Source organism: Peribacillus sp. FSL M8-0224 (genome assembly GCF_038003055.1).
Classification (GTDB): Bacteria; Bacillota; Bacilli; order Bacillales; family DSM-1321; genus Peribacillus; species Peribacillus frigoritolerans.
In genome coordinates this window covers 5,003,029-5,023,398 of the sequence record NZ_JBBOOJ010000001.1, presented here as the reverse complement: position 1 = coordinate 5,023,398, position 20,370 = coordinate 5,003,029, and the positions used below count along the sequence as shown (strand labels likewise).

The 20,370-nt window shown below is 43.3% G+C and carries 21 protein-coding genes; 17 read left to right on the top strand and 4 right to left on the bottom strand.

Features of this window, described 5'->3' with window-relative positions:
- Window positions 1–11: 11 nt before the first annotated feature.
- A complete protein-coding gene (gene murJ / locus MKX49_RS24470; RefSeq protein WP_340878112.1) occupies window positions 12–1,538 on the bottom strand; it encodes a murein biosynthesis integral membrane protein MurJ in 1,527 nt (508 codons plus the stop codon).
- A gap of 4 nt (window positions 1,539–1,542) precedes the next feature.
- On the bottom strand, window positions 1,543–2,973 hold the full coding sequence (locus MKX49_RS24465; protein ID WP_340878111.1) for an O-antigen ligase family protein: 1,431 nt from the start codon (window positions 2,971–2,973) through the stop codon (window positions 1,543–1,545).
- A 111-nt stretch (window positions 2,974–3,084) separates the two neighbouring features.
- Between MKX49_RS24465 and MKX49_RS24460 the strand changes: the two genes are divergently transcribed.
- From MKX49_RS24460 to MKX49_RS24450, 3 genes are all read left to right on the top strand, one after another.
- Window positions 3,085–3,828 (top strand): WecB/TagA/CpsF family glycosyltransferase, encoded by a 744-nt coding sequence (locus MKX49_RS24460; RefSeq protein ID WP_048687845.1) that lies wholly within the window; start codon window positions 3,085–3,087, stop codon window positions 3,826–3,828.
- A gap of 18 nt (window positions 3,829–3,846) precedes the next feature.
- Window positions 3,847–4,950 (top strand): glycosyltransferase family 4 protein, encoded by a 1,104-nt coding sequence (locus MKX49_RS24455; protein WP_340878110.1) that lies wholly within the window; start codon window positions 3,847–3,849, stop codon window positions 4,948–4,950.
- 76 nt (window positions 4,951–5,026) lie between these two features.
- Window positions 5,027–6,085, top strand: a complete 1,059-nt coding sequence (locus MKX49_RS24450) for a glycosyltransferase family 4 protein (protein ID WP_340878109.1) — start codon at window positions 5,027–5,029, stop codon at window positions 6,083–6,085.
- A 156-nt stretch (window positions 6,086–6,241) separates the two neighbouring features.
- Here MKX49_RS24450 and MKX49_RS24445 read toward each other — a convergent pair whose 3' ends face one another.
- Together MKX49_RS24445 and MKX49_RS24440 are read right to left on the bottom strand one after the other, a co-directional pair.
- Window positions 6,242–7,264, bottom strand: a complete 1,023-nt coding sequence (locus MKX49_RS24445; protein WP_048687852.1) for an LCP family protein — start codon at window positions 7,262–7,264, stop codon at window positions 6,242–6,244.
- 178 nt (window positions 7,265–7,442) lie between these two features.
- Complete coding sequence (locus MKX49_RS24440; RefSeq protein WP_048687853.1) at window positions 7,443–8,078, bottom strand: YigZ family protein; 636 nt, start codon at window positions 8,076–8,078, stop codon at window positions 7,443–7,445.
- A gap of 615 nt (window positions 8,079–8,693) precedes the next feature.
- Here MKX49_RS24440 and MKX49_RS24435 point away from each other — a divergent pair.
- The 14 genes from MKX49_RS24435 to MKX49_RS24370 all read left to right on the top strand — a co-directional run bounded on the left by MKX49_RS24435 (window position 8,694) and on the right by MKX49_RS24370 (window position 20,316).
- Window positions 8,694–9,848, top strand: a complete 1,155-nt coding sequence (locus MKX49_RS24435) for a sensor histidine kinase (protein ID WP_034315684.1) — start codon at window positions 8,694–8,696, stop codon at window positions 9,846–9,848.
- A gap of 33 nt (window positions 9,849–9,881) precedes the next feature.
- Window positions 9,882–10,565 carry a response regulator gene (locus tag MKX49_RS24430; protein ID WP_048687855.1) on the top strand — a complete coding sequence of 228 codons (684 nt, stop codon included), beginning with the start codon at window positions 9,882–9,884 and terminating at the stop codon, window positions 10,563–10,565.
- A gap of 186 nt (window positions 10,566–10,751) precedes the next feature.
- Window positions 10,752–11,594 (top strand): DegV family protein, encoded by an 843-nt coding sequence (locus tag MKX49_RS24425; protein ID WP_323596333.1) that lies wholly within the window; start codon window positions 10,752–10,754, stop codon window positions 11,592–11,594.
- A 122-nt stretch (window positions 11,595–11,716) separates the two neighbouring features.
- A complete protein-coding gene (locus tag MKX49_RS24420) occupies window positions 11,717–13,108 on the top strand; it encodes a DEAD/DEAH box helicase (protein WP_340878612.1) in 1,392 nt (463 codons plus the stop codon).
- Window positions 13,101–13,793, top strand: a complete 693-nt coding sequence (locus MKX49_RS24415; protein WP_340878108.1) for a ComF family protein — start codon at window positions 13,101–13,103, stop codon at window positions 13,791–13,793. The genes MKX49_RS24420 and MKX49_RS24415 overlap by 8 nt, the downstream gene beginning before the upstream one ends.
- A 99-nt stretch (window positions 13,794–13,892) precedes the next feature.
- Window positions 13,893–14,312, top strand: a complete 420-nt coding sequence (locus MKX49_RS24410) for a TIGR03826 family flagellar region protein (RefSeq protein WP_340878107.1) — start codon at window positions 13,893–13,895, stop codon at window positions 14,310–14,312.
- A 224-nt stretch (window positions 14,313–14,536) separates the two neighbouring features.
- Window positions 14,537–14,800, top strand: a complete 264-nt coding sequence (flgM, locus tag MKX49_RS24405; RefSeq protein WP_063595755.1) for a flagellar biosynthesis anti-sigma factor FlgM — start codon at window positions 14,537–14,539, stop codon at window positions 14,798–14,800.
- Window positions 14,801–14,880: 80 nt separating this feature from the next.
- Window positions 14,881–15,369 (top strand): flagellar protein FlgN, encoded by a 489-nt coding sequence (locus tag MKX49_RS24400; RefSeq protein WP_340878106.1) that lies wholly within the window; start codon window positions 14,881–14,883, stop codon window positions 15,367–15,369.
- A gap of 30 nt (window positions 15,370–15,399) precedes the next feature.
- On the top strand, window positions 15,400–16,959 hold the full coding sequence (gene flgK, locus MKX49_RS24395; RefSeq protein WP_340878105.1) for a flagellar hook-associated protein FlgK: 1,560 nt from the start codon (window positions 15,400–15,402) through the stop codon (window positions 16,957–16,959).
- Between the two features lie 15 nt (window positions 16,960–16,974).
- A complete protein-coding gene (gene flgL, locus MKX49_RS24390; RefSeq protein ID WP_048687867.1) occupies window positions 16,975–17,853 on the top strand; it encodes a flagellar hook-associated protein FlgL in 879 nt (292 codons plus the stop codon).
- Between the two features lie 44 nt (window positions 17,854–17,897).
- On the top strand, window positions 17,898–18,476 hold the full coding sequence (locus tag MKX49_RS24385) for a DUF6470 family protein (RefSeq protein WP_340878103.1): 579 nt from the start codon (window positions 17,898–17,900) through the stop codon (window positions 18,474–18,476).
- 8 nt (window positions 18,477–18,484) lie between these two features.
- A complete protein-coding gene (gene fliW / locus MKX49_RS24380; protein ID WP_258832440.1) occupies window positions 18,485–18,928 on the top strand; it encodes a flagellar assembly protein FliW in 444 nt (147 codons plus the stop codon).
- The gene (csrA, locus tag MKX49_RS24375; RefSeq protein WP_063595761.1) at window positions 18,928–19,161 is read left to right on the top strand and encodes a carbon storage regulator CsrA; all 234 of its coding nucleotides are present in this window, start codon (window positions 18,928–18,930) and stop codon (window positions 19,159–19,161) included. Before fliW ends, csrA begins: the two co-directional genes overlap by 1 nt.
- A 138-nt stretch (window positions 19,162–19,299) precedes the next feature.
- Window positions 19,300–20,316: a flagellin N-terminal helical domain-containing protein gene (locus tag MKX49_RS24370; protein ID WP_340878101.1), complete on the top strand. Its 1,017-nt coding sequence runs from the start codon at window positions 19,300–19,302 to the stop codon at window positions 20,314–20,316.
- Window positions 20,317–20,370: the final 54 nt, after the last annotated feature.

Genomic DNA, 20,370 nt, shown 5'->3' with positions numbered 1-20,370 from the left:
CTTCTAATGTATTACTTTGATGATCTGATCCTTTTCATCCCTTGCAGGCTGCTTACTTTAAAAAGAATGGATAGTGCGAGATATAATCCGAATACCAGCAGCGTGATGATCACCAATTCCATGATGATGGGCAACGATAGGGTAAGCGGATGGATCCAGAGAGCGATTCCGTAAATGATGGCTCCGATGATGGTAAGCTTGCCGCTTTCCTGAAAAACATCCCTGAAAGCAGCCTTGTCCGTTCTTCCTGTCTTCAGCCACAGGTAGCCGAAAAGGTAGAGGGATTGCAGGAGCATGGAAATCCCCGATGCTAAAGCAATTCCACCGACGCCGAGATAACGTGATAGAACCCAGCTGAGCAGCACGTTAAGCAAAACGGCAATCAGGCAGGAATACATGGCCACTTTCGTTTTCTTCAAGGCGTAAAAGGCGTTCATCAAATAATCCCTCAGTGCAAAAAACGGGAGGCAAGCTGAATAAAAGAAGAATGCCCTATAAGTCATGTCAGTTGCTGAAGCATCGAAAGCCCCGCGTTGGAAAGCCAGAGTGATTAAGCTGTTTCCGCTGATTAACATGACGACCATGAACGGAATCGCTAAAAATAACAACGATTTCAACCCTTTTAAGGTCAAATTAAGGAAAGATTGATAGCCTATAAGCGCGCGCTCGACGATTGAAGGGTACAATACGGTAATCAGCGGCGTGAGGACAATGCTCAATGGCAGCCACAGCAGCCGATTCGCATAGTTCAGGGCCGATACGCTTCCAGTTTCGAGCGAAGTCGCAATAATTCGATCGACGACACTATTCAACTGGATCGCCAAAGCTGCGATAATGATTGGATAAAAGGTGAACAGTGTTTGTGCAATCTGCCTTTTATGAGGCAGGAAAGAGACGATGGGCCGGATTCCGTATTTCTTCAATGATGGGTATTGAATAAGGAACTGGCTTGCTGCACCGAACACAAACCCCCAAGCCAGTCCTTCAATCCCAAAGGGAGCAGCGAACAATACGGTGGCTGCTATAATGACCGTGTTTTGTGCAGTTGAAGTGAGTGCCGGCAGAATAAAGCGCTTATTCGCATTCAGGACCCCCGTCGCCATGTATGAAAGCGTGAAAAATAGTAAACTGGGCAGCATGATCCGGGTCAGTGACTCCGTCAGGGCAAGCTCTGAATCGGAGAAACCCGGGGCTGTCATCATGACGAGCGGCTTTATGAAAATCATGCAGGCGATGGTCAGGACTCCGGCAACAAGCATGAAGAAAGAACCTAAAACACTGATGAATTCATCAGCTTTCTTTGGGTTATCCGCTTTCTTTTCCAAGTAAATTGGAATAACGCCGGCCTGAAGACCGCTGCCGAGAGCCGTAAATAGAATGGTTGGTATGAGACTTGCCACGAAAAAAACATCCGCCATGGATGATGCCCCGAAATAGGCGGCTATGATCGATTCCCGCCCGAACCCGAGGACTTTTCCAATGGCTGCAATAATGGTGACGAGCCCGACCGATTTAATGACATTTGAAAGAGTAGGCATATTTTCAATCCTTTAAAATGATGTCCTTCTGTAAACAGAATCCCAAACAACTATAAAATATCAGCGTAAATGTTTTATCTTCGAGAATATTGTAGAAAAGTCCTGCTAATAGTGCGGCCAACATCAGGCAGATGGTGAACGCCGCAAATGTGCCTTTTCCCGATTTCAGGATTTTCCGGCAGGTGAAAAATATGAATGCAAGAACCGCAAGGAAGCCGAGCGCACCAGTTTGGACCAGGATCTGGATATATTGATTATCGGTATACATCCTTTCACCAATTTGGTATTCCTGATAGATTGGTGAGGAAAAGGAAAGTGTGGCAGAATCCCCGAAGGTGGCTAGACCGGTGCCGATTATCGGGTGATCTTTGAAAATGTCAATTCCCTTGATTAGGACATATAACCGGCCCCATTCCGTACTTTGGTGCAGGGTCTTATCAGAGAACATTTCTGAAAAGCGATTGGAGAGGGCATGTTCGTGTTCGGAAGAGGGGGTGCTGCCGATTACCACATTTTCCATGGGAATCGATGCGGATACCTCCACTTTACTTGAAGCAAATAAAACTGGGTAATAAATAAGAAGCAGGCCGAGACAAAATGCTCCTACAGCATATTTGAGAAATGGTTTATTTCTAGTCCAAATTATAAAGACAAGCGCAGCGAACCCGAATGCAATCATCGTGCCCCGCGAATAGGTAAGCAGTAACGTTCCGGAAATCAGGATGGCAGCCAGAAAGACGATCCATTTATATTTTTTCAGCGACTGAAATAGAAAGAAACCAAGGAATAACTGGATGCTTAAGAATAAGGCAAATACATTAGGATTGGCTGGTGCTCCATAAATCCTCATGCGGTTTGTTGGAGAAAGATTCCACAATTCCCATGCGCGGGGAAGCAGGATCGTACGTGAAAAGATTTTCTCCACTATGCCATGCAGGCAAAGTAAGATAGTAAATATTAGGATTACCTTCAAAAAGCGAAAGATATCCTTTCTTTCTAGATTTAATTCACCGATAATGTAAAGAAGCAAGAATGTAATAAGCAATGCACGGAGTTCAAACAAGATGGGGAGGATCCCCACCCCGTTTATGAGGGCAGCACCGGCACCGATTAAACAAAACAACCAAAATGGCGCAGTGAAATGATATTTCGAAAATGGCCATTCGTTCTTTTTGAATTTTTCAATAAGCAAAGAAATGAATAAGGTGAGGATGATCAGGTCACCTGTATAAGTTAAGCCGCTATTCAGTTCCATCAATATGGGACGGGCAGGGAAATAAATGAATAGAATTAATAACAGGTTTTTTTTATTTATACCGATAAAAACGAGCATCAACGCCGTTGCTATGTAACCGGCGATAGGGTGAGGCACTGCCGATGGGATGAGCAGGCACAGAAATAGAATGGGTAACGATTGTTTTTCTATAAACTTCAATTGATTAACCACCTTTGAATCAAAAATCATGTTCTATGATGTGTATGAAAAAATTTCTTGAATAATACCCCACCCTTTAGATGTATAGTACATATGAAAGGCTGAAGTGAAATGACAGAGAAGTTTGTTGAGATACTAACCATTCCATTCATTGATAGCAATATGGATGAGTTCATGAATGGAATGATTTATCCTAGATTGATGAATCAGGAAAAAACGTTTGTCGTTACGGCAAATCCGGAAATAGTCGAGTATGCAAATGAACATCAGGATTATAAAGACATCATTATATCGGCTGATTACATCACTCCGGATGGCGTTGGTATTATTATGGCCTCTAAATGGCTAAATCAACCTTTACAAGAGCGGATTACAGGATTCGACTTGATGAATGAATTATTTCGGGTCGCTGATGAAAAAGCGTTGAAGGTTTATCTGCTTGGAGCGGAGGAAAACGTGATTGAAGCAGCGGCCCTGAAAGTGAAAGAATTATATCCGGGTCTCGAGTTGGTGGGATACAACCATGGTTACATTGATATCAAGGATGATACCCTGCCGAAGTCGATAGCGGAACTAGAACCTGACATCATATTGACTGCATTAGGGTTCCCCAGGCAGGAGAAATGGGTTTCCAGACATTATGCGTTATTCAATAAAGGGTTATTCATGGGGGTAGGGGGAAGCTTTGATGTCCTTGCGGGAAAGGTGAACCGCGCCCCGGTTTTCTGGCAAAAAATGCGTCTTGAATGGTTGTACCGACTGATCCAGCAACCTTCACGGTGGAAACGGATGCTTGCGCTGCCAAGATTCGTATTAAAGGTTAGGCGGTTAAGGAAAACGGTGCAGCGTTCCTGAACATAAGGAGTGGACTGGATGAGAATCTTGCACTTAAACGCTGGTAATGAAACCGGCGGCGGTATGTTTCATATTATGTCCTTACTGAACCAATTGAATAAAGAGGAGTGTTTGCTTGGTGTATTTGAAAATGGTGAACTATACCGGCGGGCCATGTCTTCCGGGATACAAACTGAACTTTTCAAGCAACATTCCAAATATGACCTTTCAATTTTGAAACCTTTAAGGGACTTTATCCGTCTAAATAATATAGACATCATCCATACACATGGTCCGCGGGCTAATATATATGGTGCTTTTATAAAGCGCCTCATTAAATGCCCATGGCTCCTTACTGTTCACAGTTCGCCTCATCATGATTTTTTAGGGCAGGGTGTAAAAGGAAAATTGTTTACGGGCCTTCATGTAAGGTCATTTCAATATGCCGATCATATACTGGCGGTTTCCGACCGCTTTAAGCAGGACTTGATTGACCAAGGAATCCATTCGACCAAAATAACGAAGATCCTGAACGGAATTGACTTTGAAAAGGAACTGCCTTTCCCGTTTCAAAGAGAAGATTTCGGGTTCGGGAATGATGATTTCATCATCATTATGCCTGCAAGGCTTGAACCGGTGAAAGGTCATGAATTTGCTTTAGCGGCATTAAGTGAAGTGGTATCGGAATTCCCCCATGTGAAGCTGATCCTTGCAGGGGACGGAAGCAGGAGATCCGCTCTGGAAGAGATGGTCTCGGAAAAGGGATTATCCGATCATGTGTACTTTTTAGGGTATCGTGAAGATTTAGATCGAATCTACCCGTTGGGGGACATCACATTATTGACTTCCTTAAGCGAAAGCTTTCCACTCGTTTTACTTGAAGGAGCAAGATCCGGTCTTCCGGCAATCACTAGTGATGTCGGCGGTGTACAGGAATTGATTCCCGATCGGAGCAAGGGCTGGATAACGGATATCGGCAATGTCGAACAGCTGAAACTGGCCATCTGCAATGCTTTGGAATTAAAAAAATCCGGGGACTTGACAAAGATAGGGCTGGATTTACAAAAATTTGCAAAAAACAACTTTTCTATAGAGATTTTAGCCAATAACGTATATAATGTTTATTTGAGGATGAAAAATTAAAATAAGCATTTATATATAGGTTTTCTTATAGATCGTAACGGGTATTAGATTTTTAGTTGAATTGAGGTGGTTCTTGATGTTAATAGGGGCCTTGTTGGTAGCCTTTTTATTATCCATTTTTTTGACTCCTTTTGTCGGAAAGCTGGCCTTTAAATTAGGAGCTACCGATAAACCGAATGAGCGAAAAGTGCATAGTAAAATTATGCCGCGCATGGGCGGTTTAGCTATATTTTTGAGTTTTTGCATTACCTTCTTGCTCTTCTTGCCTTTCATGAATGATTTTGGGGAGCAGCTGCCCCTTCTGGTGGGAGCCCTTGTCATCATATTGATCGGGATGGCTGATGATATTTTTGAATTAAGAGCTGCACCCAAATTCCTGGGCCAGGTTTTGGCTGCCCTCATTATCGTATTATGGGGCGGTCTTGAAGTGAAATTCATCAATTTGCCGTTCTTTACCGATACACTTGAATTTGGTGTTTTCAGTATACCGATCACCATTTTGTGGATCGTCAGCATCATTAATGCAATCAACCTAATAGATGGACTTGATGGTCTTGCAGGCGGTGTCTCAACGATCGCATTAGTGACAATTGCAACTATGGCCCTTATTAAAGGGGACCTATTTGTTGCCATGGTCGCATTGATCGTGATTGGAAGCACTCTTGGCTTCTTGAAATATAACTTCCATCCGGCAAAGATTTTCATGGGAGATACAGGTGCCTTATTCTTAGGTTACATCATTGCCGTTCTGTCCCTGCTAGGGTTTAAAAACGTAACGATGATTTCATTGATCGTACCGATCATCATTTTGGGTGTTCCCATTTCGGATACATTTTTCGCGATTATCCGCAGGGTCGTCAATAAACAGCCGATTTCGGCTGCTGATAAATCACATTTACATCACTGTTTGATAAACTTGGGATTCACCCATAAGCAAACTGTCTTACTCATTTATGCTTTAGCTGCTTGCTTTGGTTTAGCGGCCATAATCTTTTCATTTGCAACGATGTGGGGGGCTTTGATCCTTGTAACGGGACTTCTGCTGATCATAGAGATTTTTGTGGAGAAAATTGGTTTGGTCAATTCAAACTACCAGCCGTTGCTCAAGATGCTCAACTTTAAAAACAAGCCATGATCATTTTGGAATAGATTACTAGATTCGCTAGTTTTATCGGAAAGCCACCAATCGTTTGAAGTAACGGTTGGTGTTTTTTTTGTACTTGATTTTATTTACGGCCATTCTTAGTAATGCATCAAAAACCCCCCACTCAAGACGAGTGGGGGGTTCGCTTTATTCTTGTATTTGTGATTGAACTGCTTCAGTTTGATTGCCTTCAGCTGGTCCCAGGTTCAAGTGGGATTGAAGCAACAGCTTAGTGTTCGCTAATGATGTATCGTTCAGCTGATAATAATAGGTTCCGTTAATGGTAGAATCCTGTCCTTCAAGTTTGATGGTTTCAAGATTGATGCCTTTATCGGTAGTCACATATTTTATGAAACCTCTCATTTGCGAGAATTTAAGGTTCGTTGTCATATTGTCGCCGACAGCTTCCATTACGTCTGTATATTTCGTTAGTGATCCAGCAGAGGTTGCTTTGGCAATGATGGCTTTCAGGACTTCCTGCTGACGCTCGCCGCGTTGGATATCACTGTCCTTTTTACGTGTCCGTGCAAATGCTAATGCTTCTTCACCATCAACGGTCTGTAATCCTTCTTCGAGGTGGATGGCATTCTTTTTGTCATGTGAATCGATTTCATACATTTCATAAGGTACGTCGACTTCAATACCATCCAATGAATCTACGACATCGATGAAAGCATTGAAGTTCATGCGAACATAATAATCGACAGGGACATCGAGTAACTCCTCTACGGTGTCCATCGTCGCTTTCGGTCCGCCGGCTGCATGGGCCGCGTTGATTTTCGTGGTTACGCCTTTGGCTGGCACGTACACATATGAATCACGCGGAATGCTTAATAGTTTTATAGACTTTTGATCTTTATTGAATGTGGCCAGCATTAAAGCATCCGACCGGGAATTTCCTTTTAAGTCACGGTCCTTGCTATCATCGATTCCTATGAAAAGGATCGAGAAATTATCTTCGAGCGGGTCGATTGCTGCACTTCGCTTTGCTGAGGCTTCCACAGGGTCATAGGAATCATTGAATACATTCTGGGCTTTCATATACAGGGTTGCAGCATACGTAGAAGCCCCCAGACCAAGTACCAGCAGGGGAACAAGCAATAACCAAAGCCTCTTTCGCCTTTTTTTCTTTGTTTTTTTAATTTTATAAACACGCCTAGTAGTAGACATCTTTTTCTTCTCCTTTTAAATAACGAACATCAGACATATATCGCTATTTTTCGAATCCTGCAGTTTATATTTCGTCATATATTACACCTAATTTTACAATGATTTAATAATTTCGTAAAATAAATATTTCTTTTCAATTATATTACAGCATAAAAAAGGAAAAATATGCAGGAGTATATCAGGAGAATTCCTCTTCCAAATAAAGCATTTCTTCCTCAGTTATGTGGCCTTGACCATTTGTCAGCTCTGTAATCCAAGCGGTATATGTCTCTTTTTGTGTTTCCTCCACATATACAAGGATATTGACCTGATCGAGGTATTGAATTTCCTTTATTTGATAAATGGAAGAGCGCAATTCGTTTTCCAATTTTCCAAGCCAGGTATAGTCGACGGTTGTCGAAATGACCCGCATTAGTTTCCTAATGACGACACCAGTGGTATTTATCCCTTCTGAAGTCGCTTTGCTGTAAGCGCGAATGAGGCCGCCAGCACCAAGTTTGATGCCGCCAAAATACCGTGTGACCACAACAGCGGTGTCCTTCAGTTCTTTTTTCTTAAGCACTTCTAGGATAGGGACGCCTGCCGTTCCGCTCGGCTCCCCGTCGTCGAGGGCTTTTTGGATTTGATTTTGTTCCCCTATCATATAAGCTGAACAATTATGTGTAGCATCTTTGTGCTTTTTCTTGATTTCCTGGATAAAGGCCTGTGCGGCATCTTCGGTTTCGACCCGGGCGATGTGGGAAATAAAACGGGATTTTTCAATGACGATTTCATGGTCGCCGCGACCTGCCACCGTTAAATATTGAGTGAGCATTATTATTCCACCTTCGTGCTTCCTATTAGTTGATTTATTATAAGGCTTTGCGGAAAAAGTGGCAATGACGATTCATTTACATACTGCATGTGTAAAGAAACTTTAATATAAGATAAAGCTGTACGTGTTATAATTAATTTCATTGCCTGTTATTGTTATTAGCTGGTCATATATGCTTAAAAGAATAACATTGTAGGAAAAATATGAGTTCTGTGCCATTATCCTGGCTTTACCTTAACGTGTCCTCTCATTTCAAGGATTTTGCCATTTAATAAATGCATCTGTTTCATATGATAATCAATGAAGCGGAATATCCCATTTGATTGAAAAGGATATTTTGTATCAGGAAAATAGATATGGCTTTCTGCCTTTAATAGGCAGACTTAATGGCCGGATTATGAGATGTATAGTAAATATGTACATTTTATGGAAATCACAAAAGGAAATTAACGTATTTTTAATCTTTTTTTGGTACAATATGTTCATGAAGGTTACTTCATACAAAAGTTTCCTGAAATTTAACCATTCATGAAAAAGGGAAAGAACTTTTTTCCATATACATAGTCTTTAAGACAATAAATTGTTTAAGTCTTTGATTTAAGTGGAGGGATCTTAATGTCCATTAAAAAGGTTGATGCTAAAGCATTGGACAAGATCTTAGAAACAATGGTGAGCACTGTTAGTGAAAGTAAGGATGAAGTCTTTGATATCGGCGAACAATGCCGAAAGGATTTCGAGACATTATCAAAAGAGCTTGATGATGTGAAAATCAGGGTTGCCATTGTGATAACCGACAGCGATGCACTGGATTCAAAAGCCAGGTTTGCTCGAAAAAGGCTTTCAGAAGTCAGTATGCACTTCAACCATTTTTCTGAAGAACAGGTGCGCGATGCTTATGAAAGGGCACATAAGCTGCAAGTCGATTTACAAATTAACCGGCAATTGGAGAAAGAGCTCCGTAATCGCCGGGATGAGCTTGAGTTAAGGTTAAGGGGTTTGCAGCAGACGATCGATAAAGCGGTGCATCTCGTCTCGCAAATATCGGTAGTGCAGAATTATTTGACACAGGATCTTAAATTTGTGGGGGAAGCCCTTCAAGAAGCGAAACGCAAACAGGACTTCGGTCTGAAAATAATCGAAGCCCAGGAGCAGGAACGTAAAAAGCTCTCACGTGAAATCCATGATGGTCCGGCGCAAATGCTGGCAAACGTCATGATGCGCTCAGACCTGATAGAACGAGTGCAGCGGGAGAGAGGTCCTGATGAAGCGTTAGTGGAAATCCGCAGTTTAAAGGTCATGGTAAGGAATGCTTTATATGAAGTGCGAAGAATCATCTATGACCTTCGTCCTATGGCACTTGATGATTTAGGACTTGTTCCTACCCTCAGAAAGTACCTGCAAACGACCGAAGACTACAATAATGGCGTGAATCTGAATTTCGTCAACCTTGGGCAGGTCAAAAGGCTCCCTTCCGATATGGAGGTCGCATTATTCAGGCTGGTTCAAGAGGCTGTACAAAATTCATTGAAGCACGCGGACCCAAAACAGATTCAAGTTAAACTGTCCATTTCCAAGGAGATGGTGACCGTCGTCGTTAAAGATGATGGAAAGGGGTTTGACTCTTCGATTCAAAAAGAAGGTTCATTTGGCTTGGTGGGAATGAGAGAAAGGGTCGAGCTGCTGGAAGGTGAAATGACGATTGATTCACAACCGGGGGCAGGCACTTTGGTATTTATCCAAATTCCCTACCATTTAAATAATAGAGAATAGACATATTAAATAGAAACTAGGAGGAAGAAGCCGTTGAAGACTAGTATCGTCATAATCGATGACCATCAGCTTTTCCGTGAAGGCGTAAAGCGCATATTAGATTTTGAATCATCCTTTGATGTTGTTGCCGAGGGTGATGACGGAAGCGAAGCTATGGATCTTGTTGAAACACATAAACCTGATGTTGTTATCATGGATATCAACATGCCGAACATGAATGGGGTCGAAGCTACAAAAATGCTCGTGAGCCGTTACCCTGAAACAAAAGTCATCATCCTTTCCATCCATGATGATGAAAACTACGTGCAGCACGCATTGAAAACAGGAGCACAAGGTTATCTGTTGAAAGAGATGGACGCAGACGCGTTGATCGATGCTGTGCGTGTAGTCGCTGAAGGCGGCTCATACCTTCATCCGAAGGTCACCCATAACTTAGTTAAAGAATATCGCCGCTTAGCAGCTGAAGAGGGTGCTGATCGTGATTCCGTACATACGATAGAAATCAGGAGGCCGCTTCACCTATTGACTCGACGCGAATGTGAAGTGCTTCAGCTTTTAGCTGACGGGAAAAGCAACCGGGCCATCGGCGAAACTCTATATATCAGTGAAAAAACAGTCAAGAACCATGTGAGTAACATTCTTCAGAAGATGAATGTGAATGACCGTACACAAGCGGTTGTCCTAGCTATTAAAAACGGCTGGGTAGAAGTGAAGTAATTAAAGCGTTCGATAAGTCCGGCTCTTCAGATTCCGCAATGCGTGCTGAAGGGCTGGATTTTTTTATTGGATGTGATTACATTCAAATTTTTGGTAATTCAAAAAGCTATTTAATGCAAATAAAGGCATTTTCAGATAGAATGTTGAATATGATACGAAGTAAATTTTTATAAGGATGGTACTATTATGAAAACCGCAGTCGTAACAGATAGCACTGCATATATATCAAAGGAAATGCGTGATCGTTTACATATACATATGATGCCGCTTAATGTCATTTTTTCCAATGAAGCTTACCGGGAGGAAATTGATATTACTGCGGATGAGTTTTATGAGGAAGTAAAGAGGCAGGAGAAATTGCCGACCACTTCACAGCCCCCAATCGGGAAGTTTGTCGAGAAGTTCGAGGAACTCCAAAAAGAATATGATGATGTTATTTCCATTCATTTATCGAGCGGCATCAGCGGAACGTATCAAGGAGCGGTATCTGCAGGTGAAATGGTCGAGGGAATCAGGGTTCATGCCTTTGATTCGGAAATCAGCTGCATGGTACAGGGCTTTTACGTGATCGAGGCGGCAAAGATGGCACTTGATGGCAAAGGTGCAGAAGAAATCATGGCCAGGCTTGAAGAAATGAAACCATCGGTCAAGGCATACTTCATGGCAGATGACCTATCCCATCTCCAGCGCGGCGGCCGCTTAAGCAGTGCCCAAGCTTTGATCGGCAGTCTGCTTCAAGTGAAGCCGGTGCTCCATTTTGTTGATAAAGTCATCGTCCCATTCGAAAAAATCCGTACAAGGAAAAAAGCGATGAAACGGATTGCTGATTTACTTGGAGAAGACGCGGCTAGCGGCGAGAAATATAAAGCCGTCATCATTCATGCAAAACGGGAAAGTGAAGCTAAAGAGTGGAAAGCGGAACTTGAAGCCCGGTTCCCGAATGTCGAATTCGACATCAGCTACTTCGGTCCAGTAATCGGAACGCATTTGGGCGAAGGCTCGATGGGGATGGGCTGGTATAAAATTTAAGCTGTGACGCCTTTACTTAGTGAAAGGCGTTTTTTTATGAACAAAAAGGAATCCGGGAGTTAAAAGCGAATGATAAGGGGGAGTGTAATTTATCAAGAAATGGAGGTTGCAGTTTGAAAAAAATGAGTATTTCCCCGCCTTATTCCCCTGAACTTCAGAACCATCTCACCGGTAAACATCTTTTGGACTTCGAAATCCCCTTCTCCCAAGAAATCCTCACAGAGCACCTCAAGAATGGGTATGTCTCGGAAACTTGCGGCGTGCAATCCGGGAACGGCAGTTATCACTGTGTACGCTGCGGTAACAAAGATCAAACCTTGTTTTATACTTTCCCTTGCAAGATTTGCAATCAAGATTGCACTTACTGCCGCTCATGCATCATGATGGGACGGGTCAGTGAATGTGCAAAGCTTTATAGATGGACAGGTCCCGGCATTCAATATAGGATTCCTGACAATGTGATGAGGTGGACAGGCACTTTATCGGCAGGTCAACAAAATGCGTCCGACTGTGTCGTTGAAGCCGTAAACGGAAAAGATGAATTCCTGGTATGGGCTGTATGCGGGGCAGGGAAGACGGAGGTATTATTTCCAGCGATTGAGGCAGCCTTGCTTGCCGGGAAACGGATTTGTTTGGCAACACCGCGGACCGATGTCGTTCTCGAACTCTCCCCAAGGTTAAAAAAAGCTTTTCCTGCCATTGAAGTCACGACCCTCCATGCCGGCAGTGAAGATCGACATGGTTTTTCGCCACTGACAGTTTCCACGACCCATCAGCTTTTCCGTTTTATTGAAGCTTTCGATGTCATCATCGTTGATGAAGTCGATGCGTTTCCTTACTCAATGGATGATTCGCTGGATTATGCGGTTAATAAATCGAAAAAGGTATCCGCGGCAACCATCTACTTGACCGCCACACCTTCGAAGAGGATGCAGCGGCTATACCGAAGCGGCAAATTGAAAGCCTTCATAATCCCGGCCCGTTATCATCGCCAGCCAATCCCCGTTCCTGAAATGAAGTGGAGCGGCAATTGGCAAAAACTATTCCTTCAACAAAAGATTCCATCGAAAATCAATGCATGGGTAAGTGAGCGCCTTAACCAGAATATCCCCTTCCTATTGTTTTTTCCAAGCATCAGAGTGATGGAGAAAGTCCTTCCGCTGTTTCAAAGGCTGTCCCCTGAATTATCGATTGTCCACTCCCGGCACCCTGATCGAAAGGAAAAAGTAATGGCCTTAAGGAATGGACTCGTTCCGGGATTACTGACCACGACCATCCTGGAACGGGGCGTGACAATCGAGCGGTTGGAAGTAGCCGTGATCGGTGCTGAACATGAAGTGTTTTCTGATAGTGCTCTTGTTCAGATTGCCGGCAGGGTAGGGAGAAGCTTTGCGAACCCTTCCGGGACGGTCACCTTTTTTCATTACGGTAAAAGTGAAGCGATGGCCGAGGCGGTCCACCATATACAAATGATGAATAAAAATGCCATGAAAAGAGGGCTGCTGGATGAATAGATGTCTAGTTTGTGATGAAGGAATGAAGCAAGACTTGACATGGATGAGCCTGCTTAAGCAGGCCGAGGCAAGGGCAATCTGTGAAGGATGTGAGGGGAAACTTAATAGGATAACCGGGGAAACATGTACAATGTGCTCAAGGGAGCTGGGAGGGGATCATATGACCGGTGGCCTTTGTCTCGATTGTTCAAGATGGGAAAGGAATAGGGAATGGGGAGGCTATTTGTCGAAGAACATAGCGCTATTTCATTATAATGAATACTTAAAAGACCTGATTGCTAAATATAAGTACCGGGGTGATTATGCGTTAGCTGAGGTTTTCGTCCCTTTTTTGAAAGAAAGGTTAAAGGAGATGGAGTTTGACCTGGTAACGGCCATCCCGCTTAGCGATGAACGACTTAAGGAGCGGGGGTTCAACCAGGGAAAGGCTTTGGCAGATCTAGTTGGACTTCATACGGTTGAGACCTTGACAAGAATCCATACCGAAAAACAATCAAAAAAATCTCGTCAAGAGAGAATGTCATTACCGCAGGTTTTTCAGGTCATGCAATCTGATTTGCTGGAGCATAAATCCATTTTGATCATCGATGACATTTACACAACTGGCACAACTCTCAGGCATGCAGCAAAGGCATTGATAACGGCTGGGGCCAAAGAAGTATCATCCATCACCCTGGCTAGGTGAAAAAGCTTATTTTAATAAAACTTCCTAAAGTATCGCTGGGATTATTCGATATATACAGTACTGAAGAATAATCGCCGTGATGGTGAAGGAGGGGCCTCGATGGATGTATTCAACTGTCCAAACTGTAATTCGTTATTCGTTATGACAAAGTTCCGTGATGTGTGCGATGCCTGTTATAAAGAAGAAGAAGCCCAATATGATAAAGTGTATGCATATATTCGCAAGAAAACAAATAGAACGGCGTCCATGATGCAGGTGGTTATGGAAACCGGCGTTGAAGAAAGGTTAATTATTAAATTTGTTAGAACCGGAAAGCTGAGAATTTCACAGTTTCCCAATCTCGGAATTCCTTGTGGAAAGTGCGGCGCCAACATCAAGAGCGGAAGGTTATGCGGCAAATGCGGCGATTCGCTGCGTACGGATTTGCAGGCATTTGAAAATGAAGAAAAGCGCCTGACTGAAATTCAAGGAAATGATAAAAAAAATACGTACTACATGAAGGATGAGCAAAAAGGGTAATTCATTCATGGAAACATGATGCCGTTTTTGTTAAAATATTCGATATTGAGAACAATATTCGACAATGGGTGTCGAAGGAAAGATTACAGCAAACAATTAAAGAAATCCGTTCCTTGTCGATAATAAAGATAGGGAAAATAACAAAGTCCAGAGCCATTTTCATGTGTTAAGAAATCGAAACATAATGGGATTTATAAAATCGACCGAAGGAGAGGATCTGGAATATGAAAATCAATAACGTCGGTATGACAGGTGTTAACCCTTATAATCTTCAAGCCAATAAAACGGGGAATATCAAAGAATCCAAGGTCAAATCCTCGGATAAAGTTGAAATTTCTTCAGCGGCAAAAGAAATGCAGCAATCATCTCCGATTCTTGCTGCAAGACAAGCAAAAGTGGATGAACTGAAAATCCAGGTTGAAAAAGGTAATTATAAATTGAATGCACAAGCAACGGCTAAGGGTCTCATCGATTTTTACCGGAAATGAATTTTCCATGAAAAAGAAGCTTGAATGAAGTGGACGGAGCCAGTTTCCGTCCTTCATTTATGAGCGGAGGAGGCAGAGAAATGACTGCACGGAACATCATCGGATCGCTTGAAAAATTGATCAAGCTTCATATAAGCTTCAATCAATTGGCGATAAGTAAAACGGCCATTTTGAAAGCAAATGATACCGAGGCGATTACTGCCCTGCTGATTTCGGAACAAAAGCATATTAAAGCGATCAGTCAGACGGATAAGGAGAGAGAAAGGGCAGTCGAGGAGTTTCTTGCAGCCAATGGAACGGCGGGACAGCCTGCCACCATCCAGACCGTGACGGAACTGACAGGACCAGAAGAAACGGAAGTCCTTGAAATGCTAAAAGCGGCATTGATCGATGAAGTGGCAAAGCTGAAGGAGCGGAACGGTTTAAATCAGCAATTGATCTATCAGTCCCTTCAATTCATCAATGTCTCTTTGGAGATGCTGAGACCTCAGCACCAGAACCTGAATTATGGGGATTCGATTGGGAAAACGACGAAAATCGGCATGGGAATGTTTGATTCCAAAGCATAAGAAGCAGAAAAAAGATGGAGGTGCGAGCAATTGATTTCAACCTTTATGGGTCTTGAGACCGCCAAACGCGGATTATCCACCTCTCAAGGGGCCTTGTATACAACAGGAAATAACGTGGCCAATGCCAATACTTTAGGATATTCAAGGCAGCGGGTCAACCTGGTCCAGACGTCGGGCTTTCCTACTGTCGGTTTGAACAGCCCGCGCGTTGCCGGCCAAATCGGGACAGGGGTTGCAGCTGAAACGGTTCAACGGATCCGGGACAGTTTCCTGGACGCACAATACAGGACACAAAGTAATAAAATCGGTTATTACGGGGCCATGAGCGAATCCCTGACGAAAATGGAAGGCGTCATGAATGAACCGACCGACAGCGGGTTGGCCGCCACGATGGAGAAGTTCTGGAATTCGCTGCAGGGGCTGACGGCGAATACGGAAAACTCCGGGGCGCGTGAAGTCGTTGCCTCAACGGGCGTCATGGTCGCGGAAACCCTAAACTACTACTATAACTCGCTAACGAACGTTCAAACGGATATCGGAAATCAAATAAACGTCAAAGCGAACGAAATCAATACGCTCATCAGCAGTATTGATCAGCTTAACCAACAGATCAGCAAAGTGGAGCCGCATGGTTATATCCCCAATGACCTTTATGATAAACGTGATGTGCTCGTGGACAATCTCTCACAGCTTGTCAGCATTAAAGTGAATAACGTCATTCCAACGGATTACGGCAGAGCCAGCGATGTAGCCACAGGGCTATACAACATCGAATTGATGCAAGAAGACGGTTCATCTTTTGTGCCGCCCATCAATCTGGTCAGTGTTAACCAAACCGGGATGGTGGGAACTTCGAAAGTTGAAGTTAGCCATGATAAAACGACAGGCATGGTGGACGGATTGAAGTTTGGTTCGAAAACATTGACCGATTACAATTTCTCGGGGGAACTGTCCGGTTTGATCAAAAGCTTCGGCTATAAGAAGGCTGATGGCACGACCGGCGGCGCTTATCCTAATATGCTGAAAAAGCTTGATAATATGACGGCCGCTTTCGTGAATGAGTTCAATGCCATCCATAAACAAGGGTATGCCTTAGGTGATGGCAACACTTCAACTTTGAACTTCTTTGAACTTGAACCTGGTAAGAGTGCCGCCCAAAGCATCAAGGTGAATGGTGAAATCGTTAAGGATCCCACAAAAATTGCCGCAGGCGGAAAAAGCGGAGGGGCATCCGGGGATAATGAAAATGCCAAACTCCTGGCTGACCTGAAAAAGAAGGCGTTCAGTGAATACTCGACCAAAGACCAAAACTCTGACGAATTGACGGGAAGCTTCGACACCTATTATTCCGGTATCATCGGAAAGCTTGGTGTGGATTCCCAAAGCGCCCAAAAGAACCTTTCCAACTCTGTCGTCCTTGCTGCATCGGTTAACCAAAATAGGGATTCCGTCAGTTCCGTATCCCTTGATGAAGAAATGACGGACATGATCAAATTCCAGCAGGCATACAACGCATCTGCAAGGATGATGACGATGATGGATGAAATGCTGGACAAAATCATAAACGGAATGGGTACAGCAGGCCGATGATAGGAGGGGACGAATATGCGGGTAACGCAATCGATGCTAACCAATAATATGCTGAGCAATTTAAGCAGCAGTTACGAAAAGATGTCCAAGCTGCAAGAACAGGTCTCTTCTCAAAAGAAGTTCTCCAAGCCATCCGATAACCCTGTTGCGGCCATGATGGGAATGGGGTACCGGACAAACCTCAATCAAATAGGGCAGTATCAAAGTAACATTGCCGAAGCGACCAATTGGATCGACAGCACGGATGATGCCATTACTGAAAGTGTTTCCGCCATGCAGCGGATTCGTGAATTAACCGTTCAAGGCAGCAATGGCACTTATGAAGGGGAACAACTGAAAACCATTACTGAAGAAATTAAACAATTAAAAGAACATCTCATAACTCTTGGCGACACACAGATTGGCGGGAAGTATATTTTCAACGGCCAGGATACGAATGTGAGACCATCGTCCGTTAAAGATGGCAATGGAAATACGGTGTATGGCACAGGGGACATAAACCTTGAAGTGTTTTCCGGGATTTCCCTTAAAATCAATACGGACGGTTCCAAGATTTTTGGTGATGCACTAGCTGCCGGCGGAAGCATCGACCAGACAATCGAGGCACTGGAAAACGGAGGCGACGTGACTGGCACGCTGGAAGGACTTGACGCAACGATAAATACCTTCTTGGGCATGCAGGCACAGGTTGGCGCAAGGCAAAATCGGATTGAGCTGATGACGGACCGTCTCAAGCAGCAGGAGGTATTTGCCACTGAAATCCTTTCGAAAAATGAGGATGTCGATATCGAAAAGGCGATCATGGATTTGACGACCCAGGAAAGTGTCCATAGTGCAGCATTAAGTATCGGTGCAAAAATCATGCAGCCGAGTTTATTGGATTTTCTTCGCTAAGCTATTCTTAAATGGATAGCTTTTTTCTATAAGGAGTGTTGATGATGCAGATTCCGCAAATTAGATTGCAATCCGCCCCAATGAAGATTGGATTGAATATAGAGCAACCTGTACAGCAAATCGAACAGAAGGCGGCTGTCCAATCCATTCAACAGCCGCAAGCGATCCTGGAGATTCAAACGACCCCAGGCAAGCTGACGATCGATCAGTCACAAGCAAGGGAAGACATGGATTTGAAAAGCCTCTCAAGAAGAGTCGATGAATTTGCGCAGCAGGGATATCAAGATTGGCTGGCGGGTATGGCAAGACGTGCCCAGCAGGGGACGGAGCTGAGGCATATTGAAAAAGGCGGTAATGCACTCGCTGAACAGGCCAGGCAAAACAGCAAAGGACCTGAGAAGCAGTTCAATCTCGGCTGGATTCCCTCTCCATTCAGCGTGAAGCTTGGCTACCAGCCAGCGGAAGTGAAAATTGAAGCAACCGCCCAAAAACCGATCATTGATGCTCAAATCAATAGGGTGAACCATACATATACACCAGGCAGTGTGAATGTCGAAATTCTACAAAAAAATGCGCTGGATATTGATTTCATCAATTTATATGCGGATGAGAAAGGAAAGTGAAAACATAGATGATCCTACAAACAAAATTTCATGGCGAACTCGAATTGGCAGAGAAAGAGATTTATGTATTTGAAAGCGGGATACCAGGATTTTTAGAAGAAAAAAAGTTTTGCTTACTAGCTTTGGATGACACACCCTTTTTCGTCCTGCAATCGATAGAAACAAAAGAGCTTGCCTTCATTGTGACCGATCCTTTTGAAGTGTTTCATGATTACGAAGTGAAGCTTACGGATGAGGTGTTATCTTCTTTACAAATAGAAACGGAACTGGAAGTCATCACTTTCGTCATCTTGACGATCCAGGACCCCTTCAATGAAACGACGGCTAATCTCCAGGCCCCAATTATCATAAACGGCCCAAAAAAAGTCGGAAAGCAATTCATCATGAATGCTAGTGAATACCGTACAAAGCACAAACTTTTTGAACCTCCAGCCGAACAGGAGGGGAAATGATGCTCGTATTGACCAGAAAACCGAATGAAGCAATCATGATTGGCGATGATATCGAAATTACAATCCTGTCCATTGAAGGGGATCAGATCAAACTCGGTATCAATGCCCCGAAAAACGTCGATATCCATAGGAAGGAAATCTATCTTTCCATTCAGCAGGAAAATAGAAAAGCCTCCAAAACAGAAACTAATTTTCTGGAAGGCATAAATGAGTATTTCAAGAAAAAATCGTAAAATCCGCTAAATATGTTTCCAAGCAGGTCGATATTAAATATACAACGATGGGCAGTGAAATAGGCGGCCGACTTATTCACTGCCCATCGTAAACAACCACATGGACGTGGGGACTTAAGACTCAAGGAGGAAACAAAAATGATTATCAATCACAATATCACAGCACTTAACACACATCGTCAACTAGGTGCAGCAACAAACGCACAATCCAAATCAATGGAGAAACTAGCATCAGGTATGCGCATCAATCGTGCAGGCGATGACGCAGCTGGTCTTGCAATCTCTGAAAAAATGCGTGGACAAATCCGCGGTCTGGATCAAGCTTCTCGTAATGCTCAAGATGGCATTTCAATGATTCAAACTGCAGAGGGTGCTTTAAACGAAACTCACGATATTCTTCAACGTATGCGTGAACTAGCTACTCAATCTGCAAACGATACTAACACTGATGCAGACCGTGGCGAACTTCAAAAAGAAGTAAACCAACTTTCAGAAGAAATATCTCGTATTGCTGAAAACACTGAATTCAATACTAAAAACCTTATCGATGGAACTGCTACAAACGTAACTTTCCAAATCGGTGCTAACGAAAACCAAAATATCAAAATTTCTATCAATGACATGAGCGCTACTGCTTTAAAAGTTGAGAATAACTTGAAAGCTGCTACAAACGGAGGAGACAAGGTTCTTGTAGATGGTGCTGGAAACGAAAAAGCTACATGGGCTGATGCAGTACCCGCTGACCCAGGTAATGGTGTTGCTGCAAAAGCGGCAGGTTACTACGATGCCGATGATAAATTAGTTCTAGCATCAGCAACTGCTCTTGACGATGATGCTGTTGGCGTTAAACAAGGTATCAACATCTCTGATCAAGCTTCAGCTGATTCAGCTATCACAGTAATTAATACTGCGATTGAAACAGTTTCTCAAGAACGTTCTAAACTAGGTGCTCACCAAAACCGTTTAGAGCACACAATCAACAATTTAGGAACTTCTTCAGAGAACTTAACGGCTGCTGAATCACGGATTCGTGACACCGATATGGCTAAAACAATGATGGATCAAACTAAGAACTCAATTCTTTCTCAAGCAGCACAAGCAATGTTGGCTCAAGCAAATTCAGCACCTCAAGGGGTTTTACAACTCCTTAGGTAAATTTGAAGGGCGTTTTATCTAGTAATGGATAAAATTATGACTGGGTGAATTGCT